The sequence below is a fragment of the Gemmobacter denitrificans genome (genome assembly GCF_036964905.1).
Classification (GTDB): Bacteria; Pseudomonadota; Alphaproteobacteria; order Rhodobacterales; family Rhodobacteraceae; genus Gemmobacter; species Gemmobacter denitrificans.
Window position 1 is genome coordinate 546,255 of record NZ_JBALHR010000001.1, and the last position, 20,348, is coordinate 566,602.

Consider the following 20,348-nt stretch of genomic DNA (forward strand, 5'->3'; position numbering starts at 1 on the left):
TGTCATGCTGACCCTGCTGATCCTTGCGGCAGGGGCATCAACGCGGATGCGCGGCAGCGACAAGCTGCTGGAACAGGTCGCGGGCCAGCCTTTGCTGGCCCGCATCGCCCGAGCGGCTCTGGCCACAGGTTTGCCCGTGCGGGTGACCCTGCCGCCAGACCGCCCCGCCCGCAAGGCGGCGCTTCAGGGGCTGGACGTCACGATGATCGATGTGCCCGATGCTGCCAGCGGGATGGCGGCCTCACTCCGGGCGGGCGCGAAGGGCGTGACGGGGGCCGTGATGATCCTGCCTGCCGACATGCCCGGAATTGATGCGAAGATCATCACTCAAATGATTGAATCGCATGAAAAATCCCCACAGTTTATACTGCGGGGCGCGTCCGGCGACAGGGCGGGCCATCCGGTGATCTTGCCTGCCGATCTGGTGCCGAACCTGGCTTGCCTGCAAGGCGACGAGGGGGCCCGCAGTCTGCTGAAGGCGCATCACAGCCGGGTGCGCCTGGTTCCACTGCCCGGAACCGCCGCGCTGATCGATCTGGATACGCCCGAAGACTGGGCCGCATGGCGTGCCTCAGGCGGCGAGTAGCACCCGCGCCTCATGCGCGCGCAGCGACCGCCGTGCCGCAACAAACCCCTTGTTCCGGGTCAGGGCGGGAAACAGGTCCAGCAATTCGCGGCGTTGCGGGGCATCCATCCCGCGCAGAACCTGATCGCCGGGTTGAAAGCTCTCGGTCCAGCAGCCATCTGCGCGAATGATTTCATGCTGTTCACACATGATATGCAGATAGGCGACGCCCTTTTCTGGCAAGTCACGGGTGATACCGGGGCGCCCCACCAGATGCAGCGCTGCAACCAGAACCTCAGCCTCGCCGAACAAAAGCTCGGCACGCAAGCCAGACAATTGCATGCGGTGCTGCGGGCTGACCCACATATCGCGTTCCGGCAAGCCATCTCCCAGGGCACCGCGCGCAATGCGGACCGGGCAAAGATGCGGAGCGCGGATCAGCTCGACCCGGCTGACATGCACCTTGCCAACCCAGACCAGACGCTGCGCCCCATGATCCTGCGTCACCACCCTGTCGCCGACACGCAAGCGTTCTACTGCGACCGGACCGTTAGGCGTGGTGATCTGCGTCCCCGGGGTAAAGCAGGGCAGCACCTTTTCGATATTCGAGAAGGTAAAGCTGCCGATCACCTGGCCCAGACCATTCAGGATCTCGACGGTGCCGCTTTCGTCATTGCCGCCGCCATAAATCACATTGGTGTTGGCGCGGCCAAGGCTGCGCAGGTCCAGCACATCGTAATCGACCCCGGTTTCCGAACCGTCGATCACGTCGCCATTGCCATCAGCGCCCACGATGAACGTATCGCGCCCGGCACCACCCGTCATCGTATCGGCACCAGTGCCACCGGTCAGCGTATCATCATCGTCGCCGCCGTCCAGCTGATCTGCGCCATCGCCCCCGAACAGCTGATCGTTGCCAGCATCGCCCGACAGGACATCGGCATCCGCCTCGCCCGACAGGCTGTCATCGCCCCCCTCGCCCGAGATCTGGTCCGCACCCACGCCGCCCAACACCGTATCATTGCCAAGGCCTGCCCAGACCGTGTCGGCACCGGCCCCCGCATCAATCAGGTTGGCACCGGTCTCGACCGAGCCAGCCAGATCGTCGATCAGATCATTGCCATCACCGCCATAGACGGTGTCATTCCCGGGACCAAAGTAGATGGTATCGTCGCCCAGACCACCAAACAGCTGATCATCGCCCAGATTGCCCAGCAGGCTGTCATTGCCATCTTCGCCATGGAGCGTGTCATTTTCGGCACCGCCATCCAGCGTATCCGACCCGGCCCCGCCGAACAGGGAATCGCGCCCGGTATTGCCGAGCAGGCTGTCATTGCCGTTTTCGCCATAGATCGTGTCATTGCCTGTGCCGCCATCAATGACATCATTGCCGCTATGGACGCCGGTGCCGATCTGATTGGTGTTGTTGGCAAGGCTGGTCCAGGTCGTGCTGCCAGGCAACAACACATCCGCGTTCAGAACCTGGGCACCGAGGTTTTCCCAGACCCTGATTTCGATCGTATAGGTCTGCCCCGCTGCCAGAGTGACCGACGCCTGCCTTGTCGTCGCGCCCTGATGGAAATCGTTGGTCAGATAGGTCAGCCCGGTCTGCCCGGTGCTTTGGCCTGACCATGTCAGCGGCGTTCCATTTGACGACAGAATCCGCATCGCCGACCCATCATCCGATGTGGTGCGGAATGTATAGGTACCGGCCGTGGTCGCAGTAAAGGTCGAGGTATAGATGACCCCGAAATCATTCGGGTCGCCGCTGGTGCCACGGGCAGAATTGACATGGGTCAGAACATCGAACGTGCTGGCCAGACCGGAACCGGCAAGCGTACCGCTTTCAATGGTAAACGCCTGCCCGGCAGCAGAGGTGAAATCGCGGTTGTAAACGCGATAGCCCCAGATCCCCGCCTGTTCAGCATCGCCGCGCAGGATGTCATTGCCGTCGCCGCCATTCAGCGTGTCATTCCCGGCACCGCCCCAGATGCTGTCGGCCCCACCCGCGGCGGTGACGCTGTCATTGCCTCCAAAGCCGGAAACGGAATCGGCCTGGGCTGTTCCGTTCAGCGTGTCGTTCCCCGTCCAACCCGTAACATTCGCCATACCTGACCATCCACTGCCATAGATGCATGGCAGTGGATATGCCCCGAAATTGCGGCGAACTTGCGGGGAAAGTTTGATTCAATTTGTCAGGACAGTGACCCCTGCCGGGGTCACGCTGTCAGCAGAACCCGAACCTCATGCGCTTTCAGACTGCGCCGCGCCGCCGGGAAGCGATCGCTTGCACTGGATTGCAGTTCGGGGAACAACGCCAGCAGTTCATTGCGCTGTGCATCATCCATGCCCGCCAGTGAAAGGTCACCGGGCTGGAAGCTCTCGCTCCAGGCGCCATCGGCGCGGATCACCTCATGCTGGTCGAACAGCAGGTGGATATAGGTCACACCTTCCGGTCGGACCTGTTCGATCCCGGCTTGGCCCTGAAGATGCGTGGCTGCGACCAGCACCTCATATTCGCCGAACAGCATTTCTGCGCGGTGACCAGTCAACAGCATACGGTGTTGCGGGCTGACCATCATGTCGCGTTCCGGCAGGCCATGCCCCAAGGCACCCCGGGCAATACGGACTGGTGCGAAATTGGGCGCACGGGCCAGATCGGCCCCGCTCAGCTCGCGCTTGCCGATCCAGCGGATCGGGCAGAAGCCGTTGTCGCGGGTCAGCACAAGATCGCCCACCACAAGGTCTTCGACCTTCTGTTCGCCACGCGCCGTCAGGATCAGGCTGCCAGGTGTGAAACAGGGGATGACATTCTCGATATTCGAGAATTCCATCGTCCCAATCACGTTGCCATCAGCATCCAGAAACTCGACCGTACCGTTTTCGCTGTTGGTCGGGTCATAGGTGATGTTGGTCAGCGCCTTGCCCCAATTGCGCAGATCAAGGGTGTCAAGGTCGTCGCCGCCTTCATCCCCGTCGATCACATCGCCAATTCCGGCATCGTCGAACAGATCGCGATCATCGCCGCCGGAAAGCTGGTCGGCACCATCACCACCCCGCAGCGTATCGTTACCGGTGCCGCCGAGGATGGTATCAGCCCCCGCCCCGCCCGACAGGCTGTCATTGCCGCTGTCGCCGGTTATGGCATCATCACCCGCGCCACCATCAACGGTATCATCGCCGACCGAGGCGGTAATCTGGTCATTGCCATCCCCGCCGGACAGGGTGTCATTGCCGCTGCCCGCCAGAATGGTGTCGTTGCCGGTGCCGCCGCTGATCGAATCCGCGCCCGATCCGCCATCCAGCGTGTCGTCACCATCGCCCCCGTCCAGGGTGTCGTTGCCGGTGGCCCCGCGCAGCGAATCCTCGCCATCATCGCCCAGCAGGCTGTCATCGCCCTCCGACCCCGACAGGGTGTCATTGCCGGTGCCGCCATACAGCGTGTCATTGCCGAAACCGCCTGTCAGCGTATCGTCGCCTGCGCCACCATAAACCAGATCGTCACCGACAAAGGTCGCATCATCAGCCCAGACGGTATCATTTCCGTCACCGCCATAGATGGTATCGCGCCCCGCGCCCCCGAGGATCGAGTCATTGCCAAAGCCGCCATCCAGAAGATCATTGCCGATCCCTGCATTCAGCGTGTCATTGTCATCGCCGCCGTAAAGCGTGTCATCGCCATGGCCGCCGACCAGGCTGTCATCGCCCTGTTCGCCGGACAGAAGATCATTGTCGATCCCGCCATCCAGCAGATCATTGCCGATGCCGCCCTCCAGAGTATCGGCATCATCCTGACCATAGATCGTGTCATTGCCCGCGCCACCGGTCAGGCTGTCACGGTTGTTGTCGGGGTTGGGATCGATATCGTCCGTCAGATCATATTGGCTGGCCAGCGCATAATCCGGGTTCGACGGGTCAAGCCCGCCGAAAATCAGATCCGCGCCATCATCGCCATGGATCGTATCGGCACCTTCGTTGCCCTGAAGGGTATCGTCGCCTTCGCCCCCTTCGACACTGTCATCGTCAAAGCCGGCATCGATCTGGTCATTGCCAGAGCCACCAAAGACAGTGTCATCGTCATCGCCGGTCAGAACAATATCGTTGCCAGCCCCCGCAATCACGCGGTCACGGTCATTGTCCGGATCGGTATCTGCGGGATAGCTCAGCGCCGGATTGGTCGGGTGCACAAGACCACTGTCCGGTACGCCCAGCCCGGGATCGGTGCGCGTATTAATGACATCATCGCCATCGCCGCCATCGACCGTATCGCTTCCGGCGTCGCCAAAGATCGTGTCATTGCCGGTGCCGCCCGACAGACTGTCATCGCCATCGCCGCCGAGGATCGAATCCGCATCCGCACCGCCCGAAGCCGTGTCATTGCCGGTGCCGCCTTCGATGGTATCGGCGCCGGCACCACCTTCGATCTGGTCATTGCCCGCGCCGCCATACAGGACATCGGCCGCGGTATCGAGATCGGCCGCATCGCCACCGATCAGCGTATCGTCGCCCGCATCGCCATGCAGCGTATCGGCGCCGACTTCGCCCCAAAGCAGATCATTCCCATCACCGCCCTGCACAAGGTCGTTGTCAGTTCCGGCCAGCACGCTGTCATTGCCGCTGCCACCGGTGATCTGATCGCTGCCCGCGCCGCCATAGACGGCGTCATCACCGGTGCCGCCATCCAGTGTGTCATTGCCATCATCGCCAGAAAGTTCGTCATTGTCCGCGCCGCCGGTCAGGCTGTCATTGCCTTCACCGCCATACAGCACGTCCTGGCCTTCATCGCCGTGCAGCGTGTCATTTCCGGCATAGCCCGGGCCATCGCCATAGAGCGTGTCATTGCCAATGCCGCCATAGAGCAGATCACTGTCAATGCCGCCATTGATCAGGTCGTCGCCCTCATCACCATAGAGCGTATCAAAGCCAAGGCTGCCCTGAACGGTATCATTGCCCGTGCCGCCATACAGAAGGTCATTGTCATAGCGCCCGAACAGATCGTCATTGCCTGCGCCGCCATAGATCGTGTCATTGCCGTCGGTGGCCCAGACATAATCGTCGCCATCGCCGCCATAGATCAGGTCATTGCCGTTGTCGCCGACAATGCTGTCATTCCCGGCCCCGGCATCCAGCGTGTCATCGCCGTCTCCGCCGGTCAGGCTGTCATTGCCATCGCCGCCGATCAGGCTGTCATCGCCGGTGCCGCCATACAGATCATCGGCCCCGGTTCCACCATCCACCGTGTCATTGCCATCACCGCCATAGGCACGGTCATCGCCGCCATAGGCTTCGATCAGATCGTCATTGGTGCCTGCCGCATTGTCATTGGCATCGACGCGGTCGCCTTCCGGGTCACCCAGATAGGCACCGTCGATCACATCATTGCCCGCGGTGCCCTCCACCACATAGTCCAGCGCGGGCGGAATGCCGATGGCCATCAGCGCAGCCGGGCTGGAAACTGCCGCGGGCGCGACACCGACCAAGGTCAGCGTTTCGCCATTCGGGAAGGTCAGGATGGCATTGCCGTTGCCATCATCGCCGACGGTGACATCCGCCACGTTGACCGGATTGCCGTCGGCATCGTTCAGCGCCGTGACATCCAGAAGGTCACGGCCGGTGAATGTTCCATCCCCATTGTCGATCGGGGCTGCAAAACCTGCAACGCTGTCCGCGCCCGACCCATCGGCCAGCACAATCGTATCTTCGCCCGCCCCCAGAACGATGGTCTCGATTTCGGTGAACCCGGTGGTCGAGCTGCCATCGCCAACTGTGCCGTTTTCGGGGTTTGCAGCCGTCAGATCGATGGTCAGATCCGTGGTCACACCGGAAAGATCAAGGGTATCGCCCGTGGTTTCGCCGGTCTCGCCGCCGGTGATCGTGTCATTGCCAAAGCCGTTCGACAGGACAAAGCGATCATCGCCGCTTTCGCCGGTCAGGCTGTCGTCCCCGGAACCGCCGGACAATGTGTCATTGCCAGCACCGCCCAGCAGCGTGTCATTCCCGGCCCCACCCGACAATTGGTCATTGCCTGCTGCGCCTGACAGGCTGTCATTGCCCGACCCGCCGATGACAGTATCATTCCCCGCCCCGGCACCGATGATAACACCATCGGTGGTGACCGATGCGTCAGCGATATCATCAAAGTCTGTCAGGCCAAGCCGTTCGATTTCGGCAAAAGTGCCCTCTGCGACCGTTCCCAGATAATCAAAGTCGCCCGCACCATTGCCGGTGTAGGTCACCTCCACCCCGGCAGTGCCCGAGAAGGTGGAAAACTGGACGTGATCGTTGCCGCTGCCACCAAACAGGGTTTCGCCCTGGTAGTCGTCAACGACCTGCAGCGTATCGTTGCCTGCGCCACCATAAACCGTATCGTTGCCCTGCCCACCAAAGAGCCGATCATCGCCATCGCCACCATAAAGCTGGTCGTCGTTGGCATGACCATAGAGCATGTCATTTCCGGCATCGCCCTGAACACTGTCATTGCCCGAACCTGCAATGATCGTGTCATCGCCTTCGCCTGCAAGAATCGTGTCATCGCCGGATTCGGTGGTCCAGCTGCCGAAACTGTCATTGCCAGTGCCCAGATCGACCAGATCATTGCCCAACCCGGCCGAGACCGTGTCATTGCCGCCATTGGCAAAGATCGTGTCATTATTGCCATCAGTGCCGTCGATCTGGTCACCCTGGGCGTCGGTATAGCCGGGGTTCATCACCTCGCCGGTGTTCAGGCCATCGACCGGGCCGCTATACTGGATATTCTCGATTTCCGAGAAGGTCAGCGTGCCGCCGCCCACAAAGGTAACGGTGCCCGCCTCGTTGTTTCCACCACCATAGGTGATGGATTGCACATCGGCCGGGTTCAGCACCAGGATGTCATTGTCGGTGCCGCCCTCGCCACCCACCACAACATCGCCGACACCGCCATAGATGGAATCGGCATCATCGCCGCCATAGAGGCTGTCGGCCCCCAACCCACCAATCAGGCGATCATTCCCCGCATCGCCCGCAAGCTGGTCGTTTCCTTCATCCCCTTCAAGGCTGTCATTGCCAGCACCACCCGAAATCTGATCGGCATCGGCACCCCCATAGAGCGTGTCATTGCCGGTGCCACCCAGCAGCGTATCCGCCCCTTCAGCGCCATAGCCGAGGTCGTCATTCTCCCCGCCATCCAGACTGTCGGTGCCAAGACCGCCATACAATGCGTCATTACCAGCGCCCCCGGCCAGACTGTCATTGCCCGCATCGCCAATCAGCGTATCAGCCCCGGCATCGCCTGACAGCGTATCATCGCCGCCATCGCCATCGACCATGTCGTCGCCATCGCCGCCCTGCACGACATCATTTCCGTCCCAGCCGAACAGGCTGTCATTTCCAGCATCGCCCGACAGCAGATCATCGCCGTCCATACCCTGCAGCGTATCCGCATCATCGCCGCCATACAGACTGTCGGACCCGGTGCCGCCATCCAGACTGTCATTGCCGGTGCCGCCGAACAGCCGGTCATTGTCGGCACCGCCGAACAGGCTGTCAGCACCGCCGCCGCCCAGAATCGTGTCGTCGCCCGCATCGCCCTGCAGAAGATCGGCCGAACCGTCATCTGATCCGACAGGCGGCGTATCGGTGCGGTTGGCCGGTGTGGTCAGACCTGCGACATCGAAACCAGCGATGTAATCATTGCCATCGCCGCCATAAACCGTATCGGCCCCGTCATGCCCTTCCAGCGCATCATTGCCGGTGCCCCCAAAGACCGTATCATTGCCCAGATCCCCGCTGAGCACGTCATTGCCCGCATCGCCATAGATGAGGTCATCGCCAATATCGCCCGCGCTATGGGTGTCATCGCCATCGCCAAAGAACAGGGTATCGTTACCGGCATTGCCATGACCCGCATCAGCACCGTCACCGCCATAGATGATGTCATTCGCGTCGCCGCCATAAATGGTATCGTTGCCCGCCCCGGCATAAACGAGATCGGCGTTTCCGGTCGTGCCTTCGACCCCCAGGCCGTCATTGGCATCAATGCGGTCGCCATCAGGATCGCCAACATAGTTGACGTCGATTAGATCGTTGCCGCCTGTGCCCTGCACAATGCCATCCGGCGTGGGTGCACTGGTGGTGTTCAGCGTGACATAGCCGACATCGGTATTGCCCTGGCCATCATTCACCGTGTAGCTGAAATTCTCTTCGCCCAGGGTTCCATTGGTGAAAACCGTGATGGTCCCATCGGCGTTCAGACGCACCTGATGGCCAGAGGGCAGGGTCACCGTCTGCCCTGCCGTGATGGCCTGGCCGTTCACATGGGTAATGTTCAACTCACCATTTCGGGAATCGTCATTCGCCATAATGTCGAAGGTGCGGCTGGAGTTGGTCAGCGCGTTGATCTGATCGTCATAGGCCAGGGTATAGGTCTGGATACTGTCGCCCATGATGAGCAGGTTGGAATCGTAGATCGCATCGCCGCCATCGGCCAGACCGATCTTGATGGTGTTTTCCACGCCCGCATTGACCGGTGCCTTCAACGACAGCACATAGGTCAAACCGTCCATTTCCGTATTGAACTGGTCGCCGGTATTGTCGCGATAAAGGTTTTCGTTGCGGCCGCCATTCACCTCGTCGATGGACACGTTGCCCGCCACGGTGATGGAAACCGGAACAAATGTACCATTCACCCAGACGCCGAAGGCATCGTTGACGCCACCGTTGACGAATTCGGGGTATTCTTCCGACGTGAACACGAACTGCATCGTGAGCATGTCGCCATCGGGGATGAAGGTCGCATTCAGGATCGCGTTGTCGAATGTCGAGACGCCCGCAACCGTGTTCAACTGCGAATCGCCGTCGGTACTGCCTGCAACATCAATTCCGGTGCCGGCACCCGTGTTTGTGTCGGTCGAGCCGGAACTGTTGGTGAAGTCGCGCACGTTGCCGGTGGACAGGATCACCCCGCCATCCGTCGGCGACACGCCTGCAATCGTGGACAAGGCCCCGGAATAGACCCCGGATTGGGTGCCAAGAGCGCCCTGAAAACTCGCGCCGGTTACCGTGACACCGCTGCCGAAGATGGCATTTGCCATGTCCAGCGCGCTGGCACCGGTATTGATGGTCAGTTCATTTGCAATCGGCATGGCGCTACTCGCTTACAGGGCCCGAGGGGAGGAAAACATGGGAAGATTAAGGCCAGCTTGAAGCCTTCCGGGCATCGCCGGAATTTCACCTCGTCTGACAGGACCGCACCCCATATCAACCCTCATAGGCATGAAACCACGATCCCCGCCCGGGCACGCGGCCGACGGGCAGGGAATTTCTTCCAAACGGGTTAAGATATGAAGGTGGCCGAAACATGGGCCGATTGGGGCAGTATCAGGGGAATGCCTGACGAATTCATGGCAGGAATGCGGCCACGAAGGCTGCATCGCAACAAAAACCCACAATATCAGGGATTGTATCGGTTTCCGAACCTGTGTTCAGATTACCGTAGGGACGACGGATCGCCATATTGGTTAATAGAAAAGCCCCCACAAGGGGGGCTTTTCAGGTGAACGCCGGGTGTTTGGGGGCCCGGCGTTGCTGCCATTCTGTCACTTCACCAGTAGCTTCGCCTCGTGCTTCTTCAGCGTGCGCCGCGCCGCACCATAGGAGTCGCGCCCTTCTTCGGTCTTCAATTCGGGGAACAGCTCGAAGATTTCGTTGCGCTGCGCATTGCCCATGCCCTTGAGCGTATAGTCACCGGGCTGGAAGCTTTCGGTCCAGGCCCCGTTCGACAACACGACCTCATGCCGGTCAAACATCATGTGCAGATAGGTCGTGCCCATGCTGTCCACCTCATGCACCCCACGCCCGGCCACCAGATGCTTGGCCGCAACCAGCACCTCATGTTCGTCGAAATAAAGCGCGGTACGATCATTGGCGACCAGAACCCGGTGGTTCGGGCTGACCATCATGTCGCGTTCGGGCAAGCCGTTGCCAAGGCTACCCTGACGGATCAGGATCGGCTTCAGGTGCGGGTTCAGCGACAGGTCAGACCAGCTCAGCGCGCGCGATCCCATCCAGCGGATCTGCTGGATCCCGTTGTCACGGGTGATGACCCGGTCGCCGACCTTGAGCTCTTCCACCGGCACTTCACCACGCGGCGTCGCGATCAGCGTGCCGGGGGTAAAGCAGGGGATGACATTCTCGATATTCGTGAAGGTCATCGTGCCGCGCACAGACCCGTCGGTATCAAGGAAGTTCACCACACCGTTTTCGGCATTGGTCGGATCATAGTCGATGCGGATCGGGCCAGAGCCGCGCAGATCCAGCGTGTCGAAATCGTCGCCGCCTTCATTGCCGTCGATCAGATCGCCGATGGCATCATTCTGCGAGTCGACAATGAAGGTGTCGCGATCATCGCCACCGAACATGGTATCGGTGCCCTGCCCGCCAATGATCGTGTCATTGCCGGTGCCACCGGTGATCACGTCCTCGTCGATACCGCCATTCAGCAGGTCATTGCCGGAACCGCCATCAATGGTGTCATCATCATCAAGGCCAAAGATGGTGTCATTGCCCAGACCACCCAGGATCAGGTCATTGCCATTGTTCGGGCGCAGATCGGTCGCATCGGGGATGTTCACGCTATCCGGCAGGTCAGGCTGCAGCCCGCCATAGGCCAGATCGTCCCCATTCCCCAGATCGATGACATCGGCCCCTTCGCCGCCGATGACCGTATCGTCATCGCGCCCGCCATAGATGGTGTCATTGTCGATGCCGCCATTCAGCAGGTCATCTTCATCGCCACCATAGATCAGGTCGGCATCATCGCCGGTGCGTACCGTATCATTGCCGTCACCACCATAGATGGTGTCGCGGTCATCAAACGGGTCGCTGTCAGCCGGATAGAGTCCGGGGTAGTCGATATCCGGCAGCGGGAAAGCCCCGGTGCCACCTTCGGTGGCAATCAGGTCATCGCCCTGACCACCGCGGACAAGATCATTGCCGGTAAAGCCGAGGATCGTGTCATTGCCATGCCAGCCGATGATCGTGTCGTCACCTTCACCACCATCCGCAACATCGTCACCATCGCCCGCAAGGATCGAATCGTCGCCAAGCCCGGCCAGAATGGTGTCATTGCCATCACCGGCGCGGACACGGTCATCATTCGGGGCATCGCCCGGCAGGATCGCATCATCGCGATCGATGAAATCGCCATCCGGGTCGCCGGTATAGGCCAGATCGATCAGGTCGCCCCCTGCGGTGCCATCGACATACCCGTCCCGGCCCGGGGCGGGCGTCACGCGCACCGTGACCGTGCCGATATCGGTGCCGCCACGGCCATCACTGATTTCATAGGTGATCGTCGTCGGGCCGGTAAAGCCGGTATCCGGGGTAAAGACCAGTTCGCCATCCGGGGTGACCGTCACCGTGCCATTGGGCGAGCTGGGCGTACCGATCAGGCTGATCGGATCGCCATCCACGTCATCATCGTTCTGCAGCACCGGGATGGTGACCGCCGTATTGATGGGCGTGGTCGCGAAATCCGGGTTCGCCACCGGATCGCTGTTCCCATCGGAAGGCACCACGGTCACGGCAACGGTGGTCGTGTCCTGATTGCCGTCGGGATCGGTGATCGTATAGGTGATCGTGTCGATCCCGAAGAAACCATCATCCGGATCATAGGCCAGCGTGCCATCGGCATTGATGGTGACAGTGCCGTTGGGCGCGCTTGCGCTGATCACGGTCAGCGGGTCGCCATTCGGGTCGCTATCATTGGCCAGAACCGGAATGGTCACCGCAACGCCCTGCGGCGTCGAGGCAGCATCGGGATTGGCATCCGGCACATCGGAAATCACATTCTCGATGTTCACAAAGCGCATGGTGCCGGTGGCCGCACCGCCCGCATCCAGGAAAGTGACCGTGCCGTTTTCGATATTGTCCGCATCATAGACGATGGAGATCGGGCCAACCCCGCTCAGGTCGAGCGTATCGAAATCATCACCGTTTTCCGAACCGTCGACAGATTCGCCGATATCCCCGCCCAGGAACAGATCGCGGTCGCCGCCGCCTACCAGCGTGTCAGCCCCGGCCCCGCCAATCAACGTGTCGTTGCCGAGGGCGCCCTGCAGGTCGTCCTCGTCAATGCCGCCATCCAGCAGATCATTGCCTTGGCCACCCAGCAGCGTGTCGTCGTCGTCCCCGCCATAGATCGAGTCGTCGCCCTGGCCACCGACCAGACTGTCGCGGTTGTTGTCCGTATCCGGGTCCGTCGCATCGGCCAGATGGGTCGGATCGGTCGCATCATCGGGGGTGCCGCCATGCAGCACGTCATTTCCGTTGTCACCGGTCAGGGTATCCGACCCTTCGCCGCCAAGGATGGTGTCATCACCGGCAGCACCGATCACGCTGTCGGCATCATCTCCGGCCTCAACCAGATCGGCCCCGCCACCTGCCTGAATCGTGTCAGCATCATCGCCGGTGCGGATCGTGTCGTCGCCATCGCCCGCATCGACGACATCACGGTCATCGTCGGGGTCGCCATCGGCCGGATAGAGCCCCGGGAAAGCCCGGTCGGGCGAGCTTGCGCCGTTGCCAGTCTCGATCAGGTCATTGGATTGACCGCCGATCACACTGTCATTGCCATCGCCACCATACAGCGTGTTTTCATCAGCCCCACCGGCCAGCGTGTCATCGCCCGCGCCGCCGAACAGCGTGTCATCACCGGTATCGCCGGTCATGAAATCATTGCCGACGCCGCCGTCCAGACTGTCATCGCCACCCGCGCCGGTGACCTGATCGTCGCCGTCGCCCGCCAGCACGGTGTCATTGCCCGAGCCGGCCAGAATGATGTCGTCATTGCCGATCTCGCCTGGCAGGATTGCATCATTCGCATCGACGCGATCATCGTCAAACGGATCAATATAGGCCGTATCGATCAGATCATCCCCCGCCGTACCACGCACGACGCCATCTTGCGTGCGCGGGCCCGGGTCAGAGCCGACAAACACCGTTACAGTTCCGGTATCAGTCGCACCTTCCGGATCGGTCACCACATATGTGATGGTGGTTTCGCCCGTGAAACCGGGGTTCGACGTGAATGTGATGGTGCCATCGCCATTCACGACCACGGTCCCGTCGGGCGATGTGGGCGTGCCGCTGATCGACAGCGGATCACCATCGACATCGGTGTCGTTATCCAGCACCGGAATGGTGATCGGATTGCCCGTTAGCCCCACCGCCGTATCCGGGTTGGCCACGGGCGCGTCATTCACCGGGTTCACGGTCACGCTCACGGTGGAGGTGGACGTGTTCCCATCGGGATCGCGCACCGTATAGGTGATGGTATCAGGGCCGTTGTAATCTTGGTTCGGCAGGTAATCCAGCGATCCGTCTGGCCGAATGGTCACCGTGCCATTGGTCGCGGTCGCATCGGTCACCGTCAGCGGCTGACCGGTCGGATCGGTGTCATTGTCCAGAACCGGAATGTTCACCAACGTATCTTCGTCGGTGGTCGCCGTGTCCGGGTTCGCGGTGGGATCGCCACCCTTGTTGTCAACGGTATCAGACAGCGAGAAATATTCGATGCCACCGCCGAAGAACTGGTTCACATTGTTCAGCAGATTCGGGTCGGACAGCGATTGCCCCGCACCGACCAGCCAAGGCTGGTTCTGCCCGGCCGCCGATTGATCCATGGTCAGGCCCGCCGGGACATCGTCTTCAAAACTGGCACCTGTGGTCAGGTTGGACAGCTGGATTTCACCGCCTGTCGCCTCGTCCCAGGAATAGGTCAGGTTGATATTGTCGCCCGGCACGATGAACCCCGGCTCTGTGGTCCAGGTTTCCGTACCGGTTGCGCTTTCATGGCTGACCGTGATGCTGCCATCGACATTGATCTCCACGCGGAAACCGCCCGGATTGGTGCCGACACTGTCGCGCGACAGCACGGTCTGCACCTCGGTCAACGGCTGCTGTTCAGTCGTCACGAACTGGATTTCCAGCGTGCCGCGGTCCAGCTGGAACGTCGGGTCGGTGTAGATCTTGACCAGATCGTCCGTGCCATCAAGAACCGCCTGCGTGCCGTTGGAGGCCGCACCGTTCAGATAGATGCCGTTCTGCGCCCCGTTGGAGAGCGCTGAATCTGCGGCAATGGTTCCCGTGTCTTCAAAGTTGTAGAGCGCGAACACCGGCATCTTCGTTTCCTCACTCGAGGCCCGGTCACTCGGGCCCGATCCAAATTGACGGCCCAACGGGCCCATGACCTGCGCCAGCCCCCTTGCGGGCGCTGTGAATTACAGACCTGTCGTCAAATGGATCGGAGCGATCAGAAAAATCCGCCAGTCATGGGTGAAGAGGGCGCAAAACAGCGCACCAAACGTCTGAAATCCCGATTATGGCAGCACTTTCCGTCACAACTCCCGCGTCCTAAGACGCAACACCACTTACGACCGCCCCCACGGCCATATGTCTCACCCAGCAAGACATATCCTGAATACCTTTTGTTATCCTTTACGAAAAGTGAAAAATCTGTGGCGCGCAGTCAAGCTATGGCCAGAATTGCGGGCCCGATGGACCGCAGACTTTTGATATCTGTCGCCCTGGACGCGAAATTAACTCTGATTCAGCCACAAAGCCCGCCCAGTCTTGAAGTTTTCCGGCGATATTGTCCCATGAAGGCGAACAATCAAGTCGCCTGCCGCTGCGTTAACCAAAGCCATGGTTTTGCCGCGATCTGGCCATTCTGCGTTCCTTGTTGCGAACCAATCGGGCAGTTTGGGAGCGACTGTCGCCACGTTAAGACTTGGTTAACCTTTACAAAATCCGAATCGCCTGCCGCTCGGCGATGCCCCATAGCCCCCTGCACGGCATCGTGCGGTCTGGTCAATAGGTCAGAAGCAACCGATCCCGGACCTCTTCGCTCTCGCAGGTCTGGCCGCCCATCTGGAACCGCTTCAGCATGGAACGCCCGACATTCACCATCAATTCGCGGGCAAACAGCCCCTCTGGCAGGTCAATGTCACAGTAATGGTTGCCGCTTTTCTTGGTGCCGTCGATGCTCAGTACCACATGGACACCGCGGCGCTTGCAGGCGTCGATCGCCTCCATGAGCCCTGACAGGCTGAAGCTCTGCGCCCCGTAAAGAATGGTCTGCGAATGCGCATAGGGCGGATCGCAATAGACCAGATCGCCGGGCCGGGCCCGGGCCATGGCTTCGGCATAGTCCATCCGCTCGAAACGGCACCCGTGCATGCGGTTTTGCCAGGTGTCAACGCGGCGGGCAAAGGCAACCGGCGCGATCGGATCATGTGCGCCGACTGGCGTGGACATATGGCCGTCGGACTTGCGAAACCGCACGACGCCCCCATAACAGGAACGGGTCAGGAACAGGAAATCAGCGCCGTTCGGCGTGGCATTGTAGCGCGCCTTGATCGCCTCGTAGCCAGCCACCTTGTCAGATGCGGCGTGAAATTCGTGCCAGCGCGCAGCATACCATTGCTTCAGTTGCGCGGGATCATCAGCAAGGCACTGCCAGATTTCCACCAGCGGCGCAAAGATGTCCGACCCAAAGCCCTGCCGGGGCGCCAGCGTCGCCATCACCCCGCCCGCCCCCAGAAACGGCTCGTGATAGGCCCCGAACGCAGGCGGAAACTGCGCGATGATCTCATGCGCGAATTTCTGTTTGTTGCCGATCCATTTGATCAGCTGGGTCTTGAACGGTCTGGACCGCGCGGCCCCTGTGGTCGGCTGCATGGCCGCGCTCTGTGGCTCAGGCAAGGCCTGCTGCATCCCGGTCCCCTTTTGCCGCGGACAAAGCCCCGCAACCGGGGCCTGACCGACATGCCGCAGAACATGCTGCCTGGCAAGCAGGTGCCGAACCCGGCGCGTTGGTCTTCATCTGGGGCACCTCATGGTGCGGGTGGCCGGACTCGAACCGGCATGCCTTGCGGCGGGGGTGTTTGAGACCCCTGCGTCTACCATTCCGCCACACCCGCACTCTTGCTGATGCGGCAATGAACGGGCCGCACCGGTGAGAGGTCGTCTGCATTACCCCGTCTGCATCGCTGCCACAAACCCGGCAGCACGGCATTTCGGGCCTGCGCAGCGTGGTTTAGCCCGCTGCGCCCAAGGCGTCAATGGGGCCTTGCTATAGCCGACGCGCTAAAGATTGCGGGCGGCGAAAGTATCGCATTGCGCCATGTCGCCGGATTTGTAGCCACGCAGGAACCAGCGCGCGCGCTGCTCCGAAGTGCCATGGGTAAAGGTATGCGGCATCGGGCGCCGCCCGGCGTTGCGCTGCAAGGTATCGTCCCCGATCTGCCGCGCCGCGTTCACGGCCTCTTCCAGATCGCCGCGATCTAATGTGCCAAACCGCGCCTCGGCCTCGCGCGCCCAGATGCCCGACAGGCAGTCGGCCTGCAATTCGATGCGCACCGAAATCGCGTTGCTGTCTTCCTGCGATGACTGCTGGCGCACGCGGTTGGCCTTGCCCAGAATCCCGATCTCGTTCTGCACATGATGGGCCACTTCATGCGCCACGACATAAGCCGCCGCGAAATCGCCCTTGGCCCCCAGTTGCCGGGCCATGGTGGTGAAGAATGCCGTGTCGAGATAGACCTTGCGATCTGCCGGGCAATAGAACGGCCCGGTCGCCCCGCTGGCCCCGCCGCAGGGCGATTGGGTCGCGCCCTTGTACAGCACCAGAACCGGCGGGGTATAGCGGCGCCCGACCTGTTCAGGGAACACATGGCCCCAGACTTCCTCGGTATCGGCCAGCGTGACCGAAACGAATTCGCCGGCCTCACGATCGGCCTCGGTCAACTCGCCCCCTTGATCGGGGAGCGCACCGCCATCCAGCAACGGGGTCACATCAATCCCGAGGAAATAGCCGATCAGCAAAACGGCAATCACCCCCACCCCGCCAACCGCGCCGCCCCGGCCCACACCGGCGCTGCGACGATCCTCGATATTGCGGCTGCCGCGACGGCCCTTCCACTCCATGATCACCCCCAAAGCTCACTTTGCCGCGAGCCTAGCGCCTTTCCCGCCCTGCCGGAAGCCCCGGAGCCGCCCCCGGACCTTGACGCCGCTGCCCCCCCGTGCTGCAAGCACCCAAAGCCTGACCGGAGCCCGCATGATCCGCGCCCTTTACGACTGGACCCTTTCGCTGGCCAGCCACCGCCATGCCCTGGCGGCGCTGGCGGCGGTGGCCTTCATCGAAAGTTCGGTCTTTCCGATTCCGCCCGATATCCTGATGATCCCGATGATCGTGGCCGCCCCGCATCGCGCCTTTCTGATTGCCGCGGTCAGCACCCTTGCCTCGGTTCTGGGGGGACTTGCCGGATATCTGATCGGGCTTTTCCTATTCGACAGCATCGGCCAACCGGTGCTGGCCTTCTATGGCATGACCGACAAGTTCGAGGTCTTTGCGCAAACCTACAATTCCTGGGGGGCCTGGGCCGTGCTGATCGCGGGTGTCACGCCCTTCCCCTACAAGGTGGTCACCATCCTGTCGGGCGCGACGGACCTGTCACTGCCGGTCTTCATGCTGGCCTCGGTGTTGGCGCGCGGGCTGCGGTTCTTTCTGGTTGCCGCCCTGTTGTGGAAATTCGGCGCCCCCATCCGCGACTTCATCGAACGTCGCCTCGGGCTGATGTTCACCCTTGCCGTCGCGCTGCTGCTCGGCGGGTTTTATGCCGTGAAATTCCTGTGAGACCTGACATGACCCAAACCTCGCGCCTGCTTGTTGCCATCGCCAGTGCCGGGTCTGCCGCCCTGCTGCTGGGGGCTCTGGCCTTTCAATACATCGGCGGGTTGGCACCCTGCGAGCTGTGTCTCTGGCAGCGTTGGCCGCATCTGGCGGCTGTGCTGATCGGTCTGGCGGCGCTGGCGTCAGGTCAGCGCAATCTGGCGTGGCTGGGCGCTTTGGCCGCATTGGCCACAGCCGGGATCGGCGGGTTTCATGCCGGGGTCGAACTGGGCTGGTGGGAGGGATTGCAATCCTGCTCGGGCGGCAGCATCGCCGGGATCAGCACGTCAGACCTGCTGAACCCTTCCGCCGATGTCGGGGCCGTCGTGCGCTGCGATGCGATTGCCTGGCAGATGCTCGGCCTGTCCATGGCAGGCTGGAACATGGTGATTTCGGCCCTTCTGGCGCTGGTCTGGATCGGCGCTGCCCGGCGCTGAACGCCGCGCCCCCTCAGGTGCCAAACAGCCGACCGTGTTCCTGAATGGCAAAGCGGTCGGTCATCCCTGCCACATAATCTGCCACGATGCGGGCCAGTTGCGTATCGTCCTGCGCGGCATCGATATCGGCACGCCATTCCTGTGGCAGCAGATCCGGGTTGCGCAGGAACAGCGGGAACAGGTCATCCAGCATGGCCGTGACGCGTGCGCGCATTTCCACCACAGAAGGCGCGCGATACATGCGATGGAACAGGAAGCTGCGCACCGCCTTCAGTTCCTGATAGAGCGGTTTCGAAAAACGGATGACCGTCATGCCCATCTGACGGATGTCATCAACCGATTTGGGTTGCGCCGCCTCCAGCCGGTTCTGGGCCACATGGATCACGTCTTCGACCATACGGCCAAAGACCCGGCGCAAAGCCTCGTGCCGCCGCCGCATCCTGTCCAGCCCGGGATAAAGCCGGTCCACCTCATCAAAGGCCGGGGCGGTGACGGGCAGTTCCATCAGATCGGCCTCGGTGAACAGGCCAGACCGCAGACCATCATGCAGATCGTGATGGCTATAGGCCACGTCATCGGCAATTGCGGCCACCTGCGCTTCGGCGCTGGCATGGGTGTGCAGGTCCAGATCCCATTCCGCATTCACTTCGGCCAGCGCGTAAGGCAAGGGGCCGGCATGTTTTTCATCCGCATTGGGGCCGATCACCGGGCCGTTATGCTTGGCAATGCCTTCCAGGCTTTCCCAGGTCAGGTTCAGCCCGTCAAAACCCGCATAATGCCGCTCCAGCCGGGTGACGATCCGCAGCGCCTGGGCGTTATGATCAAACCCGCCATAGGGGGCCATCAGCCGCGCCAGCGCGTCTTCGCCGGTATGGCCAAAGGGCGTATGGCCCAGATCATGCGCCAGCGCGATACATTCGGCCAGATCGGTGTTCAGCCCCAGCACACCCGAAATGGTGCGCGCGACCTGCGCCACCTCGATCGAATGGGTCAGCCGGGTGCGATAATAGTCGCCCTCATGTTCGATGAAGACCTGCGTCTTGTGTTTCAGCCGACGAAAGGCCGAAGAATGGATGATCCGGTCGCGGTCACGTTGAAAGGGCGAGCGGAAGGTGGACATCACTTCGGGATGCAGCCGCCCGCGCGAGGCATCGGGCAGGCAGGCAAAGGGCGCAAGCATCTGGGTCACGGGTTCAGGTCGTTGTTCTTGTCTGCGGTCATCCTGACGCCTATATGATGAAACAAACGTGACTCCTATGGAAATCGCGCCATGAACCTGCAGTTGCCCGCCGATGCCAGCCTTCCCCGTGTGACCGACCGGGCCTTTGCCCGGCTGGCCGAGATTGCCGAGATGACCGGCGCGATCAAGGCGCTGCGCGTCGCGGTCGAAGGTGGCGGCTGTTCGGGCTTCCAGTATGACATTCGGCTGGAGGACGATCCGGCCTCGGATGATCTGGTGCTGGAGAAAAATGGCCAGCGGGTTCTGGTCGATCCGGTTTCGCTGCCGTTCCTGGAAAACGCCGTGATCGATTTCACCGAAGAACTGATCGGCGCGCGTTTTGTCATCAACAACCCCAATGCGGCGTCAAGCTGCGGCTGCGGCACGTCATTTTCTATGTGATGGGCTGGACCG

Annotated in this window: 10 protein-coding genes and 1 tRNA gene; 4 read left to right on the forward strand and 7 right to left on the reverse strand. The window is 61.5% G+C overall.

Annotated features, from left to right (window positions below):
* Positions 1-4 precede the first annotated feature (4 nt).
* On the forward strand, positions 5-586 hold the full coding sequence (locus V6590_RS02650; protein ID WP_335419107.1) for a nucleotidyltransferase family protein: 582 nt from the start codon (positions 5-7) through the stop codon (positions 584-586).
* Here the strand turns inward: V6590_RS02650 and V6590_RS02655 are convergent.
* The 6 genes from V6590_RS02655 to ypfJ all read right to left on the reverse strand — a co-directional run bounded on the left by V6590_RS02655 (position 572) and on the right by ypfJ (position 17,530).
* Entirely contained in the window at positions 572-2,674 is a 2,103-nt protein-coding gene (locus V6590_RS02655) for a Hint domain-containing protein (protein ID WP_335419109.1), read from the reverse strand. The genes V6590_RS02650 and V6590_RS02655 overlap by 15 nt on opposite strands.
* 110 nt (positions 2,675-2,784) lie before the next feature.
* Positions 2,785-9,687, reverse strand: coding sequence for a Hint domain-containing protein (locus V6590_RS02660; RefSeq protein WP_335419112.1), 6,903 nt, complete (start codon positions 9,685-9,687; stop codon positions 2,785-2,787).
* A gap of 453 nt (positions 9,688-10,140) precedes the next feature.
* Positions 10,141-14,724 carry an Ig-like domain-containing protein gene (locus tag V6590_RS02665; RefSeq protein ID WP_335419115.1) on the reverse strand — a complete coding sequence of 1,528 codons (4,584 nt, stop codon included), beginning with the start codon at positions 14,722-14,724 and terminating at the stop codon, positions 10,141-10,143.
* A 688-nt stretch (positions 14,725-15,412) separates the two neighbouring features.
* The gene (locus tag V6590_RS02670; RefSeq protein WP_335419116.1) at positions 15,413-16,282 is read right to left on the reverse strand and encodes a DNA adenine methylase; all 870 of its coding nucleotides are present in this window, start codon (positions 16,280-16,282) and stop codon (positions 15,413-15,415) included.
* Between the two features lie 158 nt (positions 16,283-16,440).
* Positions 16,441-16,524: transfer RNA gene (locus V6590_RS02675), tRNA-Leu, on the reverse strand.
* Between the two features lie 166 nt (positions 16,525-16,690).
* Complete coding sequence (ypfJ, locus tag V6590_RS02680; RefSeq protein ID WP_335419120.1) at positions 16,691-17,530, reverse strand: KPN_02809 family neutral zinc metallopeptidase; 840 nt, start codon at positions 17,528-17,530, stop codon at positions 16,691-16,693.
* A 133-nt stretch (positions 17,531-17,663) separates the two neighbouring features.
* Here ypfJ and V6590_RS02685 point away from each other — a divergent pair, with 133 nt between their 5' ends.
* Both V6590_RS02685 and V6590_RS02690 read left to right on the forward strand, forming a co-directional pair.
* Complete coding sequence (locus tag V6590_RS02685) at positions 17,664-18,242, forward strand: YqaA family protein (RefSeq protein WP_335419123.1); 579 nt, start codon at positions 17,664-17,666, stop codon at positions 18,240-18,242.
* A gap of 8 nt (positions 18,243-18,250) precedes the next feature.
* A complete protein-coding gene (locus V6590_RS02690; protein WP_335419124.1) occupies positions 18,251-18,715 on the forward strand; it encodes a disulfide bond formation protein B in 465 nt (154 codons plus the stop codon).
* A 13-nt stretch (positions 18,716-18,728) separates the two neighbouring features.
* On the opposite strand, the gene V6590_RS02695 is transcribed toward V6590_RS02690, so the two are convergent.
* The gene (locus tag V6590_RS02695; RefSeq protein WP_335419378.1) at positions 18,729-19,895 is read right to left on the reverse strand and encodes a deoxyguanosinetriphosphate triphosphohydrolase; all 1,167 of its coding nucleotides are present in this window, start codon (positions 19,893-19,895) and stop codon (positions 18,729-18,731) included.
* Positions 19,896-19,985: 90 nt separating this feature from the next.
* On the opposite strand from V6590_RS02695, the gene V6590_RS02700 reads away from it, so the two are divergent.
* Positions 19,986-20,336, forward strand: coding sequence for a HesB/IscA family protein (locus V6590_RS02700; RefSeq protein WP_335419127.1), 351 nt, complete (start codon positions 19,986-19,988; stop codon positions 20,334-20,336).
* Positions 20,337-20,348 lie beyond the last annotated feature (12 nt).

Bases quoted from the DNA above. Each gene is read 5' to 3' on its own strand.
- V6590_RS02650 (WP_335419107.1), top strand. From the start codon at position 5: ATGCTGACCCTGCTGATCCTTGCGGCAGGGGCATCAACGCGGATGCGC.
- V6590_RS02685 (WP_335419123.1), top strand. From the start codon at position 17,664: ATGATCCGCGCCCTTTACGACTGGACCCTTTCGCTGGCCAGCCACCGC.
- V6590_RS02690 (WP_335419124.1), top strand. From the start codon at position 18,251: ATGACCCAAACCTCGCGCCTGCTTGTTGCCATCGCCAGTGCCGGGTCT.
- V6590_RS02665 (WP_335419115.1), bottom strand. From the start codon at position 14,724: ATGCCGGTGTTCGCGCTCTACAACTTTGAAGACACGGGAACCATTGCC.
- V6590_RS02655 (WP_335419109.1), bottom strand. From the start codon at position 2,674: ATGGCGAATGTTACGGGTTGGACGGGGAACGACACGCTGAACGGAACA.
- V6590_RS02670 (WP_335419116.1), bottom strand. From the start codon at position 16,282: ATGCAGCCGACCACAGGGGCCGCGCGGTCCAGACCGTTCAAGACCCAG.
- ypfJ (WP_335419120.1), bottom strand. From the start codon at position 17,530: ATGGAGTGGAAGGGCCGTCGCGGCAGCCGCAATATCGAGGATCGTCGC.
- V6590_RS02660 (WP_335419112.1), bottom strand. From the start codon at position 9,687: ATGCCGATTGCAAATGAACTGACCATCAATACCGGTGCCAGCGCGCTG.
- V6590_RS02695 (WP_335419378.1), bottom strand. From the start codon at position 19,895: ATGCTTGCGCCCTTTGCCTGCCTGCCCGATGCCTCGCGCGGGCGGCTG.
- V6590_RS02700 (WP_335419127.1), top strand. From the start codon at position 19,986: ATGAACCTGCAGTTGCCCGCCGATGCCAGCCTTCCCCGTGTGACCGAC.